This is a genomic window from Janthinobacterium sp. 67, from assembly GCF_002797895.1.
Classification (GTDB): domain Bacteria; phylum Pseudomonadota; class Gammaproteobacteria; order Burkholderiales; family Burkholderiaceae_D; genus Janthinobacterium.
Genome location: NZ_PGES01000001.1, coordinates 3,145,049 through 3,162,167 on the forward strand (window position 1 = coordinate 3,145,049; position 17,119 = coordinate 3,162,167).

General features: G+C 65.0%; 16 protein-coding genes and 2 tRNA genes. 13 read left to right on the top strand and 5 right to left on the bottom strand.

Annotation, left to right across the window (positions count from 1 at the left end):
• Nucleotides 1–59 precede the first annotated feature (59 nt).
• Nucleotides 60–2,072, top strand: coding sequence for a sensor histidine kinase (locus CLU90_RS14105; protein WP_232731199.1), 2,013 nt, complete (start codon nucleotides 60–62; stop codon nucleotides 2,070–2,072).
• A gap of 32 nt (nucleotides 2,073–2,104) precedes the next feature.
• Nucleotides 2,105–2,689 (top strand): response regulator transcription factor, encoded by a 585-nt coding sequence (locus tag CLU90_RS14110; RefSeq protein ID WP_099401532.1) that lies wholly within the window; start codon nucleotides 2,105–2,107, stop codon nucleotides 2,687–2,689.
• Between the two features lie 283 nt (nucleotides 2,690–2,972).
• Here CLU90_RS14110 and CLU90_RS14115 read toward each other — a convergent pair whose 3' ends face one another.
• On the bottom strand, nucleotides 2,973–3,800 hold the full coding sequence (locus tag CLU90_RS14115; protein ID WP_100428215.1) for a siderophore-interacting protein: 828 nt from the start codon (nucleotides 3,798–3,800) through the stop codon (nucleotides 2,973–2,975).
• 22 nt (nucleotides 3,801–3,822) lie between these two features.
• Complete coding sequence (locus CLU90_RS14120) at nucleotides 3,823–4,380, bottom strand: PadR family transcriptional regulator (RefSeq protein ID WP_232731200.1); 558 nt, start codon at nucleotides 4,378–4,380, stop codon at nucleotides 3,823–3,825.
• A gap of 218 nt (nucleotides 4,381–4,598) precedes the next feature.
• Here CLU90_RS14120 and CLU90_RS14125 point away from each other — a divergent pair, with 218 nt between their 5' ends.
• Nucleotides 4,599–4,976, top strand: coding sequence for a DUF3052 family protein (locus CLU90_RS14125; protein ID WP_092714146.1), 378 nt, complete (start codon nucleotides 4,599–4,601; stop codon nucleotides 4,974–4,976).
• Nucleotides 4,977–4,983: 7 nt separating this feature from the next.
• Here CLU90_RS14125 and queG read toward each other — a convergent pair whose 3' ends face one another.
• Nucleotides 4,984–6,075 (bottom strand): tRNA epoxyqueuosine(34) reductase QueG, encoded by a 1,092-nt coding sequence (gene queG, locus CLU90_RS14130; protein WP_100428216.1) that lies wholly within the window; start codon nucleotides 6,073–6,075, stop codon nucleotides 4,984–4,986.
• Nucleotides 6,076–6,153: 78 nt separating this feature from the next.
• Here queG and tsaE point away from each other — a divergent pair, with 78 nt between their 5' ends.
• The 3 genes from tsaE to CLU90_RS14145 are packed head-to-tail and all read left to right on the top strand — an operon-like array spanning nucleotide 6,154 to nucleotide 8,851.
• Complete coding sequence (gene tsaE, locus CLU90_RS14135) at nucleotides 6,154–6,642, top strand: tRNA (adenosine(37)-N6)-threonylcarbamoyltransferase complex ATPase subunit type 1 TsaE (RefSeq protein WP_092714150.1); 489 nt, start codon at nucleotides 6,154–6,156, stop codon at nucleotides 6,640–6,642.
• Complete coding sequence (locus tag CLU90_RS14140) at nucleotides 6,606–8,000, top strand: N-acetylmuramoyl-L-alanine amidase (RefSeq protein ID WP_100428217.1); 1,395 nt, start codon at nucleotides 6,606–6,608, stop codon at nucleotides 7,998–8,000. Before tsaE ends, CLU90_RS14140 begins: the two co-directional genes overlap by 37 nt.
• A gap of 14 nt (nucleotides 8,001–8,014) precedes the next feature.
• A complete protein-coding gene (locus tag CLU90_RS14145; protein WP_100428218.1) occupies nucleotides 8,015–8,851 on the top strand; it encodes a D-hexose-6-phosphate mutarotase in 837 nt (278 codons plus the stop codon).
• On the opposite strand, the gene CLU90_RS14150 is transcribed toward CLU90_RS14145, so the two are convergent.
• Nucleotides 8,848–9,828: a carbonic anhydrase gene (locus CLU90_RS14150; RefSeq protein WP_232731201.1), complete on the bottom strand. Its 981-nt coding sequence runs from the start codon at nucleotides 9,826–9,828 to the stop codon at nucleotides 8,848–8,850. The genes CLU90_RS14145 and CLU90_RS14150 overlap by 4 nt on opposite strands.
• Nucleotides 9,829–10,036: 208 nt before the next feature.
• The gene (locus CLU90_RS14155) at nucleotides 10,037–10,687 is read right to left on the bottom strand and encodes a VTT domain-containing protein (RefSeq protein ID WP_086136992.1); all 651 of its coding nucleotides are present in this window, start codon (nucleotides 10,685–10,687) and stop codon (nucleotides 10,037–10,039) included.
• Nucleotides 10,688–10,935: 248 nt separating this feature from the next.
• Between CLU90_RS14155 and CLU90_RS14160 the strand changes: the two genes are divergently transcribed.
• The 7 genes from CLU90_RS14160 (at nucleotide 10,936) to CLU90_RS14195 (ending at nucleotide 17,081) form a co-directional block, all read left to right on the top strand.
• A complete protein-coding gene (locus CLU90_RS14160) occupies nucleotides 10,936–11,874 on the top strand; it encodes a peptidylprolyl isomerase (RefSeq protein ID WP_100428219.1) in 939 nt (312 codons plus the stop codon).
• Nucleotides 11,875–11,991: 117 nt separating this feature from the next.
• Nucleotides 11,992–13,905: a DNA mismatch repair endonuclease MutL gene (gene mutL, locus CLU90_RS14165; protein WP_100428220.1), complete on the top strand. Its 1,914-nt coding sequence runs from the start codon at nucleotides 11,992–11,994 to the stop codon at nucleotides 13,903–13,905.
• A 95-nt stretch (nucleotides 13,906–14,000) separates the two neighbouring features.
• Nucleotides 14,001–14,948 (top strand): tRNA (adenosine(37)-N6)-dimethylallyltransferase MiaA, encoded by a 948-nt coding sequence (gene miaA, locus CLU90_RS14170; RefSeq protein ID WP_100428221.1) that lies wholly within the window; start codon nucleotides 14,001–14,003, stop codon nucleotides 14,946–14,948.
• Between the two features lie 228 nt (nucleotides 14,949–15,176).
• Nucleotides 15,177–15,253: transfer RNA gene (locus CLU90_RS14180), tRNA-Met, on the top strand.
• 59 nt (nucleotides 15,254–15,312) lie between these two features.
• Nucleotides 15,313–15,389, top strand: a tRNA-Met gene (locus tag CLU90_RS14185).
• A 181-nt stretch (nucleotides 15,390–15,570) separates the two neighbouring features.
• Entirely contained in the window at nucleotides 15,571–16,098 is a 528-nt protein-coding gene (locus CLU90_RS14190) for a sigma-70 family RNA polymerase sigma factor (RefSeq protein WP_100428222.1), read from the top strand.
• Nucleotides 16,095–17,081: a FecR family protein gene (locus CLU90_RS14195; protein ID WP_100428223.1), complete on the top strand. Its 987-nt coding sequence runs from the start codon at nucleotides 16,095–16,097 to the stop codon at nucleotides 17,079–17,081. Before CLU90_RS14190 ends, CLU90_RS14195 begins: the two co-directional genes overlap by 4 nt.
• Nucleotides 17,082–17,119 lie beyond the last annotated feature (38 nt).

A 17,119-nucleotide genomic window follows, 5' to 3' on the forward strand; every position in this document is an offset into this window, starting at 1 on the left:
CGCGGCTATTGTGGTTAACCACAATAGCCGGTTCCCGATAAGCCGCTACCCTGCCAGCCATGCCGACTCCCCCCACCCTTGCGCGCCGCTTCAAGCTATCGAGCCCGATGCGCTGGCTGCTGCCCGTCATCCTGCTGCTGCTGTTCCTCTCCATCCTGTTCTGGCTGCCGTGGCAGGCGCGCCAGATGGAAAGCAACGAGCGCCAGGAGCAGCTGATCGCCGATACCCTGTGGGTGGAACAGACCATCCGCTTCCAGCTGGCGCGCAACGAGGAAAGCCTGTTCAACCTGGGCGTGGACATCGCCAGCGGCTCCCTGTCGGCGGAAAAAGTGCACGAACGGCTGCAGCAGATGTTGCGCAATGGCCGCGAACTGCAGCGCGTGCTGTGGCTCGACACCAGCGGCAAGGTGCTGGCCACCAGCGACAACAGCCTGCCGCATGCGCTGTCGTTTGCGCCGGCCTCGCTGACGGCGGCCGACAATGCGCGCCGCTTGCACCGGGGCCAGTACGCCCAGCCTTCGCAGCAGACGGGCTTTCCCGATGCGCCGCCGGGCGCCATGCTGATGGATTACCACCAGCCCCTGTTCGATGGCCAGCGCTATGTCGGCAGCCTGGTGGCCACCTACCAGATCAGCAGCCTGCTCGATGAAATGGTGCCGTGGTGGTTCGCCCAGGATAACCAGATTTCGCTGATCGACCGCGACGACAAGGTGCTGGCGCGACGTGCCGCCGCCGGCCCCGGTCACGGCGTGTACACGCACAAGCGCGCGCTCGACGTGCCCGGCGCCAGCATCACCCTGTTTACCGACAGCGTGAAAAGCCAGCCCAAGCTGCTGCCCAATCTGCTGGTCGGCTCCGTCATCGCCCTGTCGCTGGGCTTGCTGTGGAGCTTGCTGGCCTTGTGGCGGCATATTTCGCGCCGCCTGGTGGCCGAAGGCGCGCTGCGCCAGCAGATGCTGTTTCGCACGGCGATGGAAAACTCGCTGGTGACGGGCATGCGCGCGCGCGACCTGGAAGGCAGAGTCACCTACGTCAATCCCGCGTTTTGCCAGATCGTCGGCTATCCGCCCGAGGAAATCCTGGGCCGTTTGCCGCCCATGCCCTACTGGGTGCCCGAGGCGCTGGAGGAATACCAGCAGCGCTTCGTCAAGGCCCTGGCCGGCAATCCCACGCCGCAGTTCGAAACCTATTTCCAGCGCCCGGATGGCACGCGCGTGCCCGTGCTGATCTTCGAAGCGCCCTTGGTGGACAAGAACGGCCAACAGACGGGCTGGATGGGATCCGTGCTCGACATCTCGGACCGCAAACGGGTCGAGGAACTGAATCGCCAGCAGCAGGAAAAGCTGCAAACGAGCTCGCGCCTGGCCACCATGGGCGAACTGGCGTCGATGCTCGCGCACGAATTGAACCAGCCGCTGGCGGCCATTTCCAGCTACACGACGGGCGCCCTGAATTTGATCCGCCGCGCCATCGAGCATGACGCCCCCGTCGATCCGGGCACTTTGAAGCCGGCGCTGGAACAGGCCAGCGCGCAGGCGCAGCGGGCCGGCCAGATCATCCGCAGCGTGCACGATTTCGTGCGCAAGAGCGAGCCGCAGCGCCAGGATATCGCCATCCGCACGCTGATCGACGGCATCCGCGCGCTGATCGACCTGCAGGCGCGCAAATACTATGTCACCATCCAGGAAGAGCTGCCGCCGGACCTGCCGCTGCTGCGCGCCGATCCCGTGATGATCGAGCAAGTGCTGCTGAACCTGACGCGCAACGCCATCGAGGCCATGCAGGACGCGGCGCCGGGACGGCGTATCATGCGCCTGCGGGCCAGCCATGACGCGCAGCAGGGCATGGTGACGGTGGACGTGATCGATCATGGCCATGGCATCCCGCAGGACGTGGCCGAGCGGCTGTTTTCGCCGTTTTTCTCGACCAAGTCCGAAGGCATGGGCATGGGCCTGAACATCTGCCGCACCGCCATCGAATTTCACGGCGGCGCGCTGACCTTCGGCGCCAACCCCGCCGGCGGTACCATCTTTACATTCAGCGTGCCGGCCGCGCCAAGCGCGCCGCACTAACTAATAACGCATAACGACAAGCCGGAGACTTCATGCTACACATCATCGACGACGAAGAGGTCGTACGCGACTCCCTGTCCTGGCTGGCCGCCTCGCGCAGCATCGAATCGCGCAACTACGCGAGCGCCCAGCAATTTCTCGATAGCCTCGATGGCAGCTTCGACGCCGCCGGCGACTGCGTGCTGCTCGACGTGCGCATGCCCGACATGAACGGCATCGCCCTGTTCGACCAGCTGGTCAAGCGCGACCTGACGGCGCGCCTGCCCGTGATTTTTCTCACCGGCCACGGCGACGTGCCGATGGCCGTCGACAGCCTGAAACGGGGCGCCTTCGATTTCTTTGAAAAACCGTTCAACGACAACGACCTGATGGACCGGGTACAGCAAGGCTTGGCCAACTCGCGCCAGGCAGGCGAACTGGCCGCCGTGCACGCGCGCCTGGCAACCCTGTCGACGCGCGAACGCGAAGTGCTGGACCTGATTTTGGCGGGCAAGATGAACAAGGTGGTGGCCGACAAGCTGGGCATCAGCATGCGCACCGTGGAAGTCCACCGCGCGCATATCTTCGACAAGATGCAGGTCAAGACGGCGGTGGAGCTGGCGGGATTGTTGAAGTAGACCTGAAACCCTAGTTCTTGACGCCGGGGTCGGACGGGGATGCCGAATCCCTGAGGGTCCGACCCCAGTCGTAGGTCGGGTTAGCGCAAAGCGCGTAACCCGACACCACCTGCGGCGTCACGCAGCATCATGCCCGTGGCGCTCTTTCACCCCCGTGCCGCCAGCGGTGATGTTGGATTACGCGGCGCTCACGCGCCGCTAATCCAACCTACGCCATGCTGCGCAATGCAGGTCCGGCGTAGGTCGGGTTAGCGCAAAGCGCGTAAGCCGACGCCACCCCCTATCACTCATCATGGTGTTCATGATGCTCGGCCGCCCCATGCTTCCAGTAGCTGGCCACATGCAGATGCTGCTTCGGCACCCCGGCCTCAATGAAATGCCCGCGCAAGCCCTGCACCTGCGCATGCTCGCACGCCACCCACACATAGCCGTCGCCGTCTGACGGCAGCGTGACCTGACGCAGCGCTTCCAGCAGCAGCGGCCCCTTGCGGCCATTGCGCGCCACCCAGCGCACGTCCAGCTGCGCCGCGCAATCGAGCGCGATCTGCTCGCCGTCTTCGACGATCTCGATCACGGCAATGGCCCGCGCCGTGGCCGGCAACTGCTCCAGGCGGCGGGCGATGGCCGGCAAGGCCGTCTGGTCGCCCACCAGCACATACCAGTCGAAATCAAGCGGCACCAGCATGGAGCCGCGCGGTCCGCCCACGCCCAAGGTCTGGCCGGGCGCGGCTTGCGCCGCCCAGCTGGCCGCGGGGCCGTCGCCATGCAGCACGAAGTCGATTTCCAGCTCGCGCCGCGCGGCGTCGTAGCGGCGCGGCGTGTAGTTGCGGGCGATGGGGCGCGCGCCCTCGGCATACTCGATGGGATTGGCGCCATTGCCCAGCACGGGAAATACGGGGGCGGCCTGCCCCGGCGCGGGGAAGAACAGTTTCACGTGGTCGTCGTGCGCCGGCGAGACAAAGCCGTCCAGGTCGTCGCCGGCCAGGGTGATGCGGCGCATGTGCGGCGTGATCTGCTCGGTGCGCACGACGGTGAGCACGCGCAGTTTCAAGTCATGCCGCACGCGCTCGATGGCGTGCGGGCGTGGTGCTGTTGTTGATACAGTAGTCATTGGGTGTCCTTGTAAAGTGGGCTCAGTGACCATCGACGATGGCGTTGGCCGCCTGTTCCAGCACGGCGGAGACGCGCTCGGCTTCCGCGTCGCTCCAATTGGTCTTGTTCAGCAGCAGCGCATGCTTGAGGGTGTGCATGGCCTGGTGCACGCGCTCTGGCAAGGCCTTGCGCGCCTGGACGCGGGCAAACATGTCGAGGCGGGCCAGGATGCCGTCGACCTGGGCGCGGTTCTCGTCCAGATACGCGCGGCCCAGGTCCGTGATCGTGTAGAGCTTCTTGCCGCTGGCGCTTTCGGAAGACGTGACGTGATCCTGCTCTTCCAGCAAGGTCAGGGTCGGATACACGGCGCCCGGGCTGGGGGCGTAGGCGCCGCCGCAACGCTCTTCGATGGCCTTGATGATTTCATAGCCGTGGCGGGGGCTGATTTCGATCAGCGCCAGCACGATCAGCGGCAGGTCGCCGCGGCCGAAGACGCGTTCGGCCCGTTCGCCGCGCCCACCGCGCCCGCCAGGACCACCGCCCATGCCGCCCATGCCATCACCGCGCTCGTCGAAGCCGCGCGGACCGCGGCCGTGCATGGCGTATTCGTGGCGGTGTTCGCCATGGTGGTGGTGATGCTGGCCGCAATGGCCGTGATGATGATGGCCGCCGTGGCCGTGTTCTGCGTGGTGTGAGTTTCTCATGTTTTCTCTTTAAAGATATATCGTTAGTAGGTATCGCCATTTTATAACGATATATCGATAAGTCAAGGAGAAATTTGTTATGCTCGTCTTTTCCCTATTCACACGCCGATGCCATGCCTGAAAAAACCGTTGCTGAAAAAATGTATGTGAAAAATGCCAAGGCCCTGGCCGTGCTCAATGACGGCGGCGAACACGGGGAATTGCTGGCGCAGCTGCCGGCCGAGCGGCGAGTGAGTGAAGCAGAGCGCGCGGACTGGATACTGCTGTTCGCGCGCAGCCGCGCGGAACTGGAGCAGTTCCTGCCGGTGGCACAGGCGCGCCTGGCGCCCGGCGGCGCCGTCTGGGTGGCGTACCGCAAGGGGGGAATCAAGGCGGGCAGCGACATCCATCGCGACGATATCCGCGACTTTGCACAAACAATAGGACTCGACAGCGTGGCGATGGTTGCCATCGACGCGGATTGGTCTGCCCTGCGCCTCAAGCAGGTGTAGGCGAAGTCTAGGCGACGCCGTGCAAGGCCAGCGCCCATTCGACGTGTTCGCGCACGATGGCCGATGGATGCTCGCGGCGCGACAGCAGGGCCGCGACGATGTCGGCCTGGCCCTTCGCCTTCGTGGCCGCGTTGCCCATGCCGACGGCCAGGTTGCGCAGCCAGCGCTCGTGGCCGATGCGGCGGATCGCGCTGCCTTCCATGCGGCGGTTGAATTCCTCTTCCGTCCAGGCGAACAGCTCCACCATGCCAACGCTGCCCAGGCTGTGGCGCTCGTCGAAGTCCGGCACGACGGCGCGCTGGGCGAACTTGTTCCACGGGCAGACGGTCTGGCAATCGTCGCAGCCGTACACCTTGTTGCCGATCAGGGGGCGCATCTCGACGGGAATGGCGCCCTTCAATTCGATCGTCAGATACGAGATGCAGCGGCGCGCGTCGAGCTGGTACGGCCCCAGGATGGCTTGCGTCGGGCACACCGTGATGCACGCCGAGCACTGGCCGCAGCGCGGCGTTTCCGGCGGATCGACGGGCAACGGCACGTCGATGAGGATCTCGCCGAGGAAAAAGAAGGAGCCGCCCTGGCGGTTGATGAGCAAGGTGTGCTTGCCGCGCCAGCCCAAGCCCCCTTTTTGCGCCAGCTCCACTTCCATCACGGGCGCCGAATCGCTGAAGACGCGGTAGCCGAAGTCACCGATCTCGCCCTTGATGCGGTCGGCCAGCTGCTGCAGGCGCGAACGCATCACCTTGTGATAATCGCGGCCCCGCGCGTACACGGAGATCACGGCCGCTTCAGGGTCGGCATCGCGCGCCGCCTCGCGTTCGCGCCAGTCCGGCCCCAGCGCGGGCGGCAGATAATTCATGCGCGCGCTGATGGCGCGCACCGTGCCCGGCACCAGTTCGGCCGGGCGCGCGCGCTTCATGCCGTGGCTGGCCATGTAATCCATTTCGCCGTGATACCCTGCAGCTAGCCAGGCTTGCAGGGGCGCCTCCATGTGCGACAGGTCGACGTCGGCGATGCGCACCTCGGCAAAACCCAGCTCGCGCCCCCATCCCTTGATGGTGCGCGCCAGGACGGCGAGATCGGTGACGGTGGCGGACATAGGGGACTTTACGGAAAACGAGAGGCGCGCGGGCGGTTACAATGAGAGCAGCCTCCATTTTATGCGATACCGAAGATAATGACCGAACACTTCAAAGCCCACCTCCACGACGAAGCCGGCACCGCCGCGCTGGGCGCCGCGCTGGCGCGCGCGCTGGCGCCGGGCCTGGCGATCTACCTGCACGGCGACCTGGGCGCCGGCAAGACGGCCCTCACGCGCGCCCTGCTGCACGCGGCCGGCCATGCGGGCCACGTGAAAAGCCCCACCTACACCCTGTCCGAACCGTACACGGTGCGGCTCGACGGCCAGAGCGTCAACGTCATCCATTTCGACCTGTACCGCATGGGCAGCGCCGAGGAATTCCTCGACGCGGGCTTTCGCGAAGACTTCGACGGCCGCAATATCTGCATCGTCGAATGGCCGGAAAAAGCCGAACCGGTGCTGCCGCCGGCCGACCTGAATATTTATTTGAACGTTGCGGGTACAGGACGTGATGTAGAATTGCAAGCGTCTTCTGAATTGGGTCTGTCATGCCTTCACCGTCTCAAATTCGCCCCGAACCTTTGATCTCCTCGCCCATCACCCGGCGCACGGTCCTCAAGGCCGGCGGCACCCTGCTGTTGTCCGTGTTCGCGCCCATGTCGGCGATGGCGGCGCAAATTCTCGCCGTGCGCGTCTGGCCGGCCGAAGACTATACGCGCGTCACCCTGGAAAACGACAGCATCCTCAAGGCGACCCACTTCATCGTCAAGGACCCGGAACGCCTGGTGGTCGACATCGAAGGCCTGGAACTCAATCCCACCTTGAAGGGCCTGGTGGCGAAGATCCAGTCGAACGACCCGTACATCAAGCAGGTGCGCGTGGGCCAGAACCGGCCCAACGTCGTGCGCCTGGTCTTCGACCTGAAAGAGGAAGTCACGCCGCAGCTGTTTACCCTGCCGCCGGCCGGCTCCTACAACCACCGGTTGATCTTCGACCTGTATCCCGTGCGCGAACCGGACCTGATCGCGCAGATGATCGAAAAGGGCGACTGGTCGAGCGACCCGGCCAAGCCGCCCATGGCCGACACGCATACGCCGCCGCCCGCGCTGCCCCTGCCCGAGAGCGGCAAGCCGCCCGTGGCCGTCGCGCCGGTAACGCCGGTCGTGCCGCCCGTGCCCGACGTGCGCCCGGAACAGCGCCCCGAAGCGCGTCCACAGCCGGGCCAGAAAGTGGTGCGCATGATTACCATCGCCCTCGATCCCGGCCACGGCGGCGAAGACCCGGGCGCCATGGGCAGCCGGGGCAGCCGCGAAAAAGACGTGGTGCTGGCCATCGCCAAGCGCCTCAAGACCAAGCTGGAATTGCAGCCGAACATGCGCGTCATGCTCACGCGCGACGCCGACTTCTTCGTCCCGCTGGGCATGCGCGTGGAAAAGGCGCGCAAGGTGCAGGCCGACCTGTTCGTCTCCATCCACGCCGACGCCTTCATCCAGCCGACGGCGCGCGGCTCGTCCGTCTTCGTGCTGTCCGAAAAGGGCGCCACCTCGACGGCCGCGCGCTGGCTGGCCAACAAGGAAAACCAGGCCGACCTGATCGGCGGCGTGAACGTGAAGAACCACGACAAGCAGCTGGCCAGCGTGCTGCTCGATTTGTCGACGACGGCGCAGATCAATGACAGCATGAAGCTGGGCAAGGCCGTACTGCGTGAAATCGGCGGCATCAACCGCCTGCACAAGGGTTCCGTCGAGCAGGCCGGCTTCGCCGTGCTCAAAGCGCCCGACATCCCTTCCATCCTGATCGAGACGGCCTTCATTTCGAACCCGGAAGAAGAAGCCAAGCTGACCGACAACGGCTACCAGGACCAGATGGCCGACGCCATCGTCACGGGCATCAAGAATTACTTTGCCAAGAATCCGCCGCTGGCGAAAAGCCGCCTGACCTGACATGAAAGCCTAGCATGAGCGAGAGTATCTTTGGCCAGCTGCCAGCCGTGACCATCCGCGCCGCCGACGGCGCGCAGGCGACCGTTACCCTGTACGGCGGCCACCTGGTGTCGTGGCAAACCAGCGATGGCCAGGAGCGCCTGTTCTGCAGCAGCGCATCGAGTCTCGACGGCAGCCGCGCCATCCGCGGCGGCGTGCCCGTGATCTTCCCCCAGTTCGGCGCGCGCGGCACGGGCATGCGCCACGGCTTTGCGCGCGTGGCGACGTGGCAGCTGGACTCGACGGGCGAAGCCGATGGCGCCGCATGGGCGCAATTTGTCCTGACCCAGGCCGATTTGCCGGAAGCGATCGCCGCCAGCTGGCCGTGGGCCTTCACCCTGCGCCTGCGCGTGGCCGTCAAGGCGCAGGCGCTGGAGCTGGACCTGTCCGTTCACAACACGGGCGAGCAGGCGTTTCCGTTCTCGGCGGCCCTGCATACGTATTTTGCGATCGATGATTTGAGCGAAGCGCGCATCAAGGGCTTGCAGCGCGTGCGCTATTCGGACGAGACGCCGCAAGATGCCTTGCAGGCGGAAGAAGTACTGCAATTTTCGGACAAGCTTGACCGCATCTACTACCAGCTGCCGGGCGCCTTGAGCCTGCAGTCTGGCGGCCATACCTTGCGCCTGGAGCAGCAGGGCTTTACGGACGCCGTCGTGTGGAACCCGGGCGCGCAAGACGCGGCCGCCCTGCCCGACCTGGCCGACGGCGAGCAGCCGCGCTTCATCTGCATCGAGCCGGCCCTGATCCAGCCCGACCTGCTGGCCGCCGGTGCCGAATGGACCGGGCGCCAGCAGCTGTCATTTATTTAATTTGATTCCTTGATGATGCGTCCATTGCCCGGCTGGATCGGGCGCGCATTCAGGGGATACAAACGGCTGAACAGCGCCATCTGCGCCGGCGACGCCTGCACCGGCTGCTTCATCACCATCCACAGCACGCCTTCGCTGCAAGGCGGCTCCGTCATCGATCCCATGTAGGTGTAGTAATCGCGCCGCGCCGGCAGCATCTCGGCCGGGTCGAGCAGAATGGTCGGCTGCATGGTCTCGAATTTTTCCAGCGGCAGGTTGTTCCACACGGTCTGGATGGTCGCTTGCGGCGCACCGCGTTCCAGCAGCAGCGCCAGCACGGCTTGCCGCCCTTCCGCGTCGCGGTGCACGAGGTGCACCACCATCTCGAACGCCTTGCCATTGATGCGCTCTTCGGACGGACGGTGGAAATGGAATTGCTGCAGCTCGAACATGCGGTTCTGCACCGTGATGTAATTGCCGCCGCTCACACCCACCTGCACCGTGTGGCCATTGTCGACCACGTTGAATGACGACGGATGGTAGTCAAAGCTGATCTGCTCGAGTTCCACCTTCATGCCATCGCGGATATCGATCGGCGACTGGCGGTTGCCATTGCCGCACTTGCCCCAATCGACATTGATCTTGCTCCAGTTGGCCGGGCCGCTGTCGCCCTCGTACGACCAGTGCGTGCCGCGCGGCACGGGCGGCGGTGGCGGCGGCGCGGCCTTCACCACGGCGGCGCGCTTGGCGCGGGCGGCGGCGCGGGCCGCCTGGGTGGCGCGCATTTCCGCCAGGCGCGCGGCGATGCGTTCGGACAGGTCGACTTCGGCCGCTTCTTCCTTCTCGCGCGCCGTGGGCGCGACGACGACAGGCGTCTTGGCCTCCTTGCCCTTCACCGATTCGGTCAGGGTTTTCATGGCGGCCGCGCGCGCCGACGCCGACATGGGCGCGGATGCGGTGGCGCTCGCCGGGGCGGGGGCATCTTTGGCGCTTGCCATGGCCGCCATCGCGGCAAGGCTGCAAGCTAACAGGGCGCTCAAATGTCGCATGGAAATCCAGAAAGTGAGAATACCCTCTGGTTTACGGCTGGAAAGCAACAAAACTTGAATCAGGGCAGGAGCAAAACAGAAGTAGCGAAGAGAAAACGGGATCCAGGGCCAGCTGCGGACGGCGCCGCAGCATGCTTGCCCTGGATCTTTGCAGCAATTACGCCGACTTGCCGACCATGCGCTTGTAGAGTTTCCACAAGCCGCCCAGCACCACCGGCACGACGGCGGCGCCGACACCGATCAGCACGATCAAGGTCAGGTGGTCGCGGATCCACGGGATATTGCCGAAGAAGTAGCCGGCCGTCACCAGACCGACCACCCACAACAGGGCGCCCGTCACGTTGTACATCTGGAAGCGCGTATGCGTCATGTCGGAAATGCCGGCCACGAACGGGGCGAAGGTGCGCACCACCGGCACGAAGCGGGCCAGGATGATGGTCTTGCCGCCGTGCTTTTCAAAGAATTCATGCGTGCGGCGCATGGCGTCCTTGTTGATCCAGCGGTAATCGTGGGTAAACACCCTTTGCCCGATGGCCTCGCCTATCCAGTAATTGAGCGTGTTCCCCGTGACGGCGGCCGTCACCAGCAAGGCGATCAGCAAGCCCAGGTGCATCTGTCCCGTCGCGCAAAACGCGCCGGCGATAAACAGCAAGGTATCCCCAGGGAAGAAAAACAGCACCACGAGGCCTGTCTCGCAAAAAATAATGGCAAACAGCACCGCATACACGAGGGTACCGTACTGCTCGATCAAGAGACCCAGCGTCTTGTCGACATGCACGATCATGTCGAGGAATTGCACAAAATCCATATATTTTTCCCTAAAGGTAGCGGCGGAATCATACACCACCCGGCCAGCGCAACGGCAGTCCCCGGGCCGATATTTCTGCATTAATTATGCGGCGCCCTTGCGCGTGTGGCAATTTAAGTAAAGGTTAAGGAAAAGCCATATCGGCAGGCAAGTGCCAGGATTGCCATCGGCAATGTTTTTCCAACGAAATATTGCCATTCCGGTATACACTTTCCGCACGGCGCAACCCGCGCCGACCAGGAGAAAACATGTATCGACACCCACTGAGCGGCCTGACCATGGCCACCGTACTGGGCCTTGCACAGCTGGCTGCCCACGCGGCGCCCGTCCAGATCAAGGCACCCGCCGAATTGCCCGCCAAAGCGACCTTGGCCGACGTGATCAAGGCCTCGAAGCCGTCCGACTGGCGCCCGCTGGACCCGGACAACACACTGTACCTGGACATTCCCGCCGGCCGCGTGGTGATCGAACTGGCGCCGGACTTCGCGCCGAAACACGTGGCCAACATCAAGGCCCTGGTGGCGGAACAGTATTACGACGGCCTGGCCATCACGCGCGCGCAGGACAACTGGGTGGCACAGTGGGGCGATCCGAACGAGAAAAATCCCAAGCCGATCCAGCATGCGCAGCGCACCCTGCCCGGCGAATTCACGGTACCGCTGAAAAACGTCAAGAGCTTCACGCGCCTGCCGGACGCCGACGGCTATGCGCCGCAAGTGGGCCATTCGAACGGTTTCCCATCCGCGCGCGATCCGAAAACGGGCACGGCCTGGCTCACGCATTGCTATGCCACCGTGGGCGTGGGCCGCGACAGCGCCAGCGACAGCGGCGGCGGCACGGAGCTGTACGCCGTCATCGGCCAGTCGCCGCGCCACCTGGACCGCGACATCACCGTCGTCGGCAGGGTCGTCTCCGGCATGCCATTGCTGTCCACCCTGCCACGCGGAACGGGCCCCATGGGCTTTTATGACAGCCCCGAGAACAACGTGCCGATCAAGGCCATCCGCCTGGCCGCCAGCGTGCCTCCCGAACAGCGTGCGAACCTGGAAGTGATGCGCACCGACAGCGCAGCCTACCAGGCCGTGCTGGAAGCCCAGCGCCACCGCGGCGGCCCGTGGAGCAAGGTCACGGCCGGCCACGTCGACGTGTGCAATGCGCCGATACCGGTGCGGGAGGTGGGGAAATAAAGCAACCCGAAAGGCAAGTTCTGGGGTCGTACCCTCAGGGTACGACCCCGGCCTTCGTTTGGGTTTCGGGCATCAGCACAGCAGCGCCTCCACTTGCGAACCCGTTATAATCAGCGCATGAACGCTCCCATCACGCCCCACCGCCCTATCCAGGCCTTGCCTGACCAGCTGATTTCGCAAATCGCCGCCGGCGAGGTGGTCGAGCGGCCGTCCGCCGTCGTCAAGGAACTGCTGGAAAACGCGCTCGACTCGGGCGCCACGCAGATCACGGTGCGGCTGGAAGAAGGGGGCGTGAAACGCATCGCGATTACCGACAACGGCCGCGGCATCGACAAGGATCAGCTGCCGCTGGCCCTGGCGCGTCACGCCACGTCGAAGATCGCCTCGCTGCACGACCTGGAAAACGTGGGCACGCTGGGCTTTCGCGGCGAGGCGCTGGCGTCCATCGCCTCGGTGGCCGCCGTCACCGTGACCTCGCGCACGATGGATGCGGCCCATGCGTGGGAAATCGTCGGCTCGCACAATGGCAGCGTCTCGCCGTCGTCGGGCGCGCACGGCACCACGGTCGACGTGCAAGACCTGTATTTCAACACGCCCGCGCGGCGCAAATTCCTCAAATCGGAGCAGACGGAATACGGCCACTGCGCCGAAGTCGTGCGCCGCATCGCGCTGGCGCGCCCGGACGTGTCGTTCTCGCTGTCGCACAATGGCCGCACCATCGACCAGTGGAATATCAGCGAGCTGGCCAAGCGCAGCGCCCACATCCTCGGCAACGACTTCGCCGAAGCGCGTCTGGCGCTGGACGAGTCGGCCGGCAGCCTGCGCATCCACGGCTTTGCCGGCTTGCCGACGGCATCGAAGGCGCGCGCCGATGGCCAGTTCTTTTATGTCAACGGACGCTTCGTGCGCGACAAGCTGCTCGTGCACGCCGTGCGCATGGCCTACCAGGACGTGCTGCATGGCGACCGTTTTCCATCGTACGTGCTGGCGCTCGACCTCGACCCGGCCCTGGTCGACGTCAACGTGCACCCGTCGAAGATCGAAGTGCGCTTCCGCGACAGCCGTTCCGTACACCAGTTCGTCTTCCACGCCGTGCAGCGCGCGCTGGCGCAGACGTCGGCCACGGCCTTCGGCAGCGTGCCTGCCCCCCTGCCGGCCGCTTCCAGCCTGAGCGGCGATACGGCGGGCGCGGGCTTGGGTGGCCCCGGCATCTGGCGCCGCGAGCAGACGCAGACCTCGTTCGGCGCGCAATTCACGAACACCTTTGCGCCCGCCTCGCCCGGCGCGGCCCGTCCCTTCTTTGCCGACGCGCCGGGCGTAGCCCAGGACACGGCGGCCTATGGCGCCCTGTTCGGCGGCGGCGCAGGTGCCGCCAACTCGCCGATCACGCAGGTGGAACCGTATATCGCCTCGCCCGAAGCGATGGCGCGCGAAGAGTATCCGCTGGGTTTTGCCCTGGCCCAGCTGCACGGCATCTACATCCTGGCCCAGAACACCAAGGGCCTGGTGCTGGTCGACATGCACGCGGCGCACGAGCGCATCCTGTACGAGCAGCTGAAAAACGCGCTGCAGGCGCAAGTGTCGGGCCAGGACATGCAGGTACAATCGTTGCTGATCCCCGTCACCTTCTATGCGGACGCCATCGAAGTGTCGACGGCGAATGAAAACCAGGAGACCTTGAAAGCGCTGGGCTTCGACATCGCCGCCCTGTCGCCCACCACCCTGGCCGTGCGCAGCGTGCCGACCCTGCTGAAAAACGCGGACGCGCAAACCCTGGCGCGCGACGTGCTGCGCGACGTACGCGAATACGGCGGCTCGCGCGTGCTGATCGAGCGCCAGAACGAATTGCTGGGCACCCTGGCCTGCCACACGGCCGTGCGCGCCAACCGGATCTTGTCGATACAGGAAATGAACGCCCTGCTGCGCCAGATGGAGAGCACGGAACGGGCCGACCAGTGCAACCATGGCCGGCCGACCTGGGTGCAGGTCGAGATCAACGCGCTCGACAAACTGTTCCTGCGCGGCCAATAATTCCAACCCCAACGGCAAGGGCTGGGGTCGGACCCTCAGGGTCCGACCCCGGTATTTTGACGTTGGGGTGTGCATCACACAAAACATAGAGCACCATGACAAACACTCCACACCTCCCCCTGGCCGTCGCCATCATGGGCCCCACGGCCAGCGGCAAGACGGCCAGTGCGCTGGCCATCGCGCAAGCGATCCCGTCGGAGATCATTTCCGTCGATTCCGCCCTCGTCTACCGGGGCATGGATATCGGCACGGCCAAGCCGTCGAAGGAAGAACTGGCCGCCGTACCGCATCATCTGATCGACATCATCGACCCGCTCGACGCCTATTCCGTGGCGCAGTTCCGCAACGACACCCTGCGCCTGGTGAGCGAAATCTCCGCGCGCGGCAAGCTGCCGCTGCTCGTCGGCGGCACCATGCTGTACTTCAAGGGCCTGGCCGATGGCCTCGACGACTTGCCCGGCGCTGATCCTGCCTTGCGCGCCCAACTGGAAGAAGACGCGGCCGCCATCGGCTGGCCCGCCATGCATGCGCGCCTGGCGCAGCAAGACCCCGTCACGGCCGCGCGCCTGGCGCCGCAGGACGCGCAGCGCATCGGCCGCGCGCTGGAAATCATTGCCCTGTCCGGCCAGCCCATGTCGGCCCTGCTGGCCCGGCGCGAAAAGACCGTGCTGCCGTTCCGGTTGCAATCGTTCGCGCTGGAACCGTCGGACCGCGCCGTGCTGCATGCGCGCATCGCCACGCGCTTCGACCTGATGCTGAAAGACGACGCCCTGCTCGATGAAGTGGATGGGTTGCGCCGGCGCGGCGACCTGCACCCGGGTTTGCCGTCGATGCGCTGCGTGGGCTACCGCCAGGCCTGGGACTACCTCGATGGCCGCATCGACCGCGCCGCCTTGCGCGAGACGGGCATCATCGCCACGCGCCAGCTGGCCAAGCGCCAGCTGACCTGGTTACGGGCTATGCCGGAACGCATCGTCATCGACTGCCTGGGCCCTGATCCGGCCTCGTCCATGCTGGCACAAATTGTCCCTTTGCTGAAATAAGCATCGCCACACAACAACTGGCCAAGCGCTAGGCTCGACTTAGGCTACGCTCAATGCCGGAACGCATTGTCATCGATTGCCTGGGCGCTGATCCGGCCTCGTCCATGCTGGCGCAGATCCAGCCGTTGATGAAATAATCATGAACGCTGTAACACACAAAAAATCCACAGATTTTTCATGGCCAGCATTGACAAGGAAATGGGAAGACTGGATAATGCTCGGCTGTTGGGTGATATAGCTCAGTTGGTTAGAGCACAGCATTCATAATGCTGGGGTCGGTGGTTCAAGTCCACCTATCACCACCAAAGAACATCGATCAGGTTTCCCCTGGTCAAAACGAGCATCCGGTCTGACCGGTCTGTTTGGTGATATAGCTCAGTTGGTTAGAGCACAGCATTCATAATGCTGGGGTCGGTGGTTCAAGTCCACCTATCACCACCAAGAATTTGCAGTATGAAGAACCCGCCCCTGCCCCGTGCAGCGGCGGGTTTTTTCATTTCCGCCATCAGCGCGCATGCGGCCTGCGCGCAACACTGTCCCCTCCTCATGCAATCGGGGATTGTGGCAAGCCGTCTCTGCCGCTTACAATGAGAATAATTCTCATTTATATTACTCATCCCCCATGTCCGCCATCCAGCCCAGCCTGCAACAGCAAGTGCACACGCTTTACAGCGAGCATCACGGCTGGCTGGTCGGCTGGCTGCGCAAGAAACTCAGCTGCCCGCATGGCGCGGCCGACGTGGCGCAAGACACCTTTTTACGCATCATCGCCTCGCGCGACGCCCTGTTCGGCATGCGCGAGCCGCGCGCCTACCTGTCGACGACGGCCAAGCGCTTGCTGCTCGACCGCTCGCGCCGGCAAGTACTCGAACGCAGCTACCTGGCGGAACTGGCCCTGCTGGCCGACAGCCTGCCCGGCGCACCCTCGCCGGACGATATCCTGATGGCCGTGCAGGCGCTCGGGCAGATCACCACGGCGCTGGACGGCCTGTCCGCCAAGGCGCGCGACGCCTTTTTGCTGCATTACCTGGAAGAGCAGCCTCAGGCCGCCGTCGCCGCGCAGCTGAACGTCTCCACACGCATGGTGCAAAAATATCTGGTGCAAGCCCTGCTGGCCTGCCGCCACGCCTGCCCGGCCATGGCGGCATGAGCGGCCCGCGCGCCGATATCGCCGCCGAGCAGGCTGCCCGCTGGATCGTGCAGCTGAGCGCGGACGACCCGGCCGAACGCGACATGGCGCGGGCCGGCTTCGCTGCATGGAAGGCGGCCGATCCGCTGCACGCGACAGTGGCCGCCGGCATGGAAAACCTGCTGCGTCAATTGCATGCCGTGCGCGAGCCGGCCGGCGGCGACCATCGCCCCGCGCGCGCCGCCCTGGCCGCCATCACGCCCAAGCGCCAGCGTCTGCGCCAGCTGGCCGCCGCCAGCGCCGTGGCCGTGCTGGTGCTGACGGGCGCGCTGGTCCTCGGCGAGCGCCCCGCCTACCTGCTGGCCGACCTGCGCAGCCCCACGGGACAATGGCAGACGCACACCCTGGCCGATGGCAGCCGCCTGACCCTGGCCGGCGGCAGCGCCGTCAACGTACGCTTCAATGCGGGCGAACGGCATGTAGAGCTGGTGCGTGGCGACATCCTCGTCGAGGTGGCCAAGGATGCGCAGCGCCCCTTCATCGTCGACAGCGGCCAGGCGGCGATCCGCGCGCTGGGCACGCGTTTCACGGTTCGCAAGGAAGACGGCGCCACCATCCTGAGCATGCTCGAATCGACAGTATCGGCGCAGGTGCCGCAACATCGGGCCGTCGTGATGCAGGCGGGCCAGCGCGCGCGCATCACGCGCGATGGTGTCGGGTCACTGACAAGCATCGATGCGGCCAGCGTGCAGCAAGCGTGGCGCGCGCACCAGCTGGTGGTCGACGACTTGCCGCTGGCCGACGTGCTCGACGAACTGGCGCGCCACCGCCCCGGCCAGCTGCACTACGACCGGGCGCAGATCGACGGCATCCGCGTGGCGGCCGTGCTGCCGCTGGACGACACGGACAAGGCGCTGCAGCTGCTGATCGACAATTTCCCCCGGCTGCGCATCCGCATGCTGACGCGCTATCTGGTGATGGTCGACGCTCCCGTAAAAAAATAACGATATTTTTTGCGTTCGCGGTTCCACTTTGCGCATCT

Excerpts from the sequence above, each read along its gene's own strand:
- CLU90_RS14105 (WP_232731199.1), top strand. The coding sequence starts at position 60 with ATGCCGACTCCCCCCACCCTTGCGCGCCGCTTCAAGCTATCGAGCCCG.
- CLU90_RS14110 (WP_099401532.1), top strand. The coding sequence starts at position 2,105 with ATGCTACACATCATCGACGACGAAGAGGTCGTACGCGACTCCCTGTCC.
- CLU90_RS14115 (WP_100428215.1), bottom strand. The coding sequence starts at position 3,800 with ATGACTACTGTATCAACAACAGCACCACGCCCGCACGCCATCGAGCGC.
- CLU90_RS14120 (WP_232731200.1), bottom strand. The coding sequence starts at position 4,380 with ATGCACGGCCGCGGTCCGCGCGGCTTCGACGAGCGCGGTGATGGCATG.
- CLU90_RS14125 (WP_092714146.1), top strand. The coding sequence starts at position 4,599 with ATGCCTGAAAAAACCGTTGCTGAAAAAATGTATGTGAAAAATGCCAAG.
- queG (WP_100428216.1), bottom strand. The coding sequence starts at position 6,075 with ATGTCCGCCACCGTCACCGATCTCGCCGTCCTGGCGCGCACCATCAAG.
- tsaE (WP_092714150.1), top strand. The coding sequence starts at position 6,154 with ATGACCGAACACTTCAAAGCCCACCTCCACGACGAAGCCGGCACCGCC.
- CLU90_RS14140 (WP_100428217.1), top strand. The coding sequence starts at position 6,606 with ATGCCTTCACCGTCTCAAATTCGCCCCGAACCTTTGATCTCCTCGCCC.
- CLU90_RS14145 (WP_100428218.1), top strand. The coding sequence starts at position 8,015 with ATGAGCGAGAGTATCTTTGGCCAGCTGCCAGCCGTGACCATCCGCGCC.
- CLU90_RS14150 (WP_232731201.1), bottom strand. The coding sequence starts at position 9,828 with ATGGCAAGCGCCAAAGATGCCCCCGCCCCGGCGAGCGCCACCGCATCC.
- CLU90_RS14155 (WP_086136992.1), bottom strand. The coding sequence starts at position 10,687 with ATGGATTTTGTGCAATTCCTCGACATGATCGTGCATGTCGACAAGACG.
- CLU90_RS14160 (WP_100428219.1), top strand. The coding sequence starts at position 10,936 with ATGTATCGACACCCACTGAGCGGCCTGACCATGGCCACCGTACTGGGC.
- mutL (WP_100428220.1), top strand. The coding sequence starts at position 11,992 with ATGAACGCTCCCATCACGCCCCACCGCCCTATCCAGGCCTTGCCTGAC.
- miaA (WP_100428221.1), top strand. The coding sequence starts at position 14,001 with ATGACAAACACTCCACACCTCCCCCTGGCCGTCGCCATCATGGGCCCC.
- CLU90_RS14190 (WP_100428222.1), top strand. The coding sequence starts at position 15,571 with ATGTCCGCCATCCAGCCCAGCCTGCAACAGCAAGTGCACACGCTTTAC.
- CLU90_RS14195 (WP_100428223.1), top strand. The coding sequence starts at position 16,095 with ATGAGCGGCCCGCGCGCCGATATCGCCGCCGAGCAGGCTGCCCGCTGG.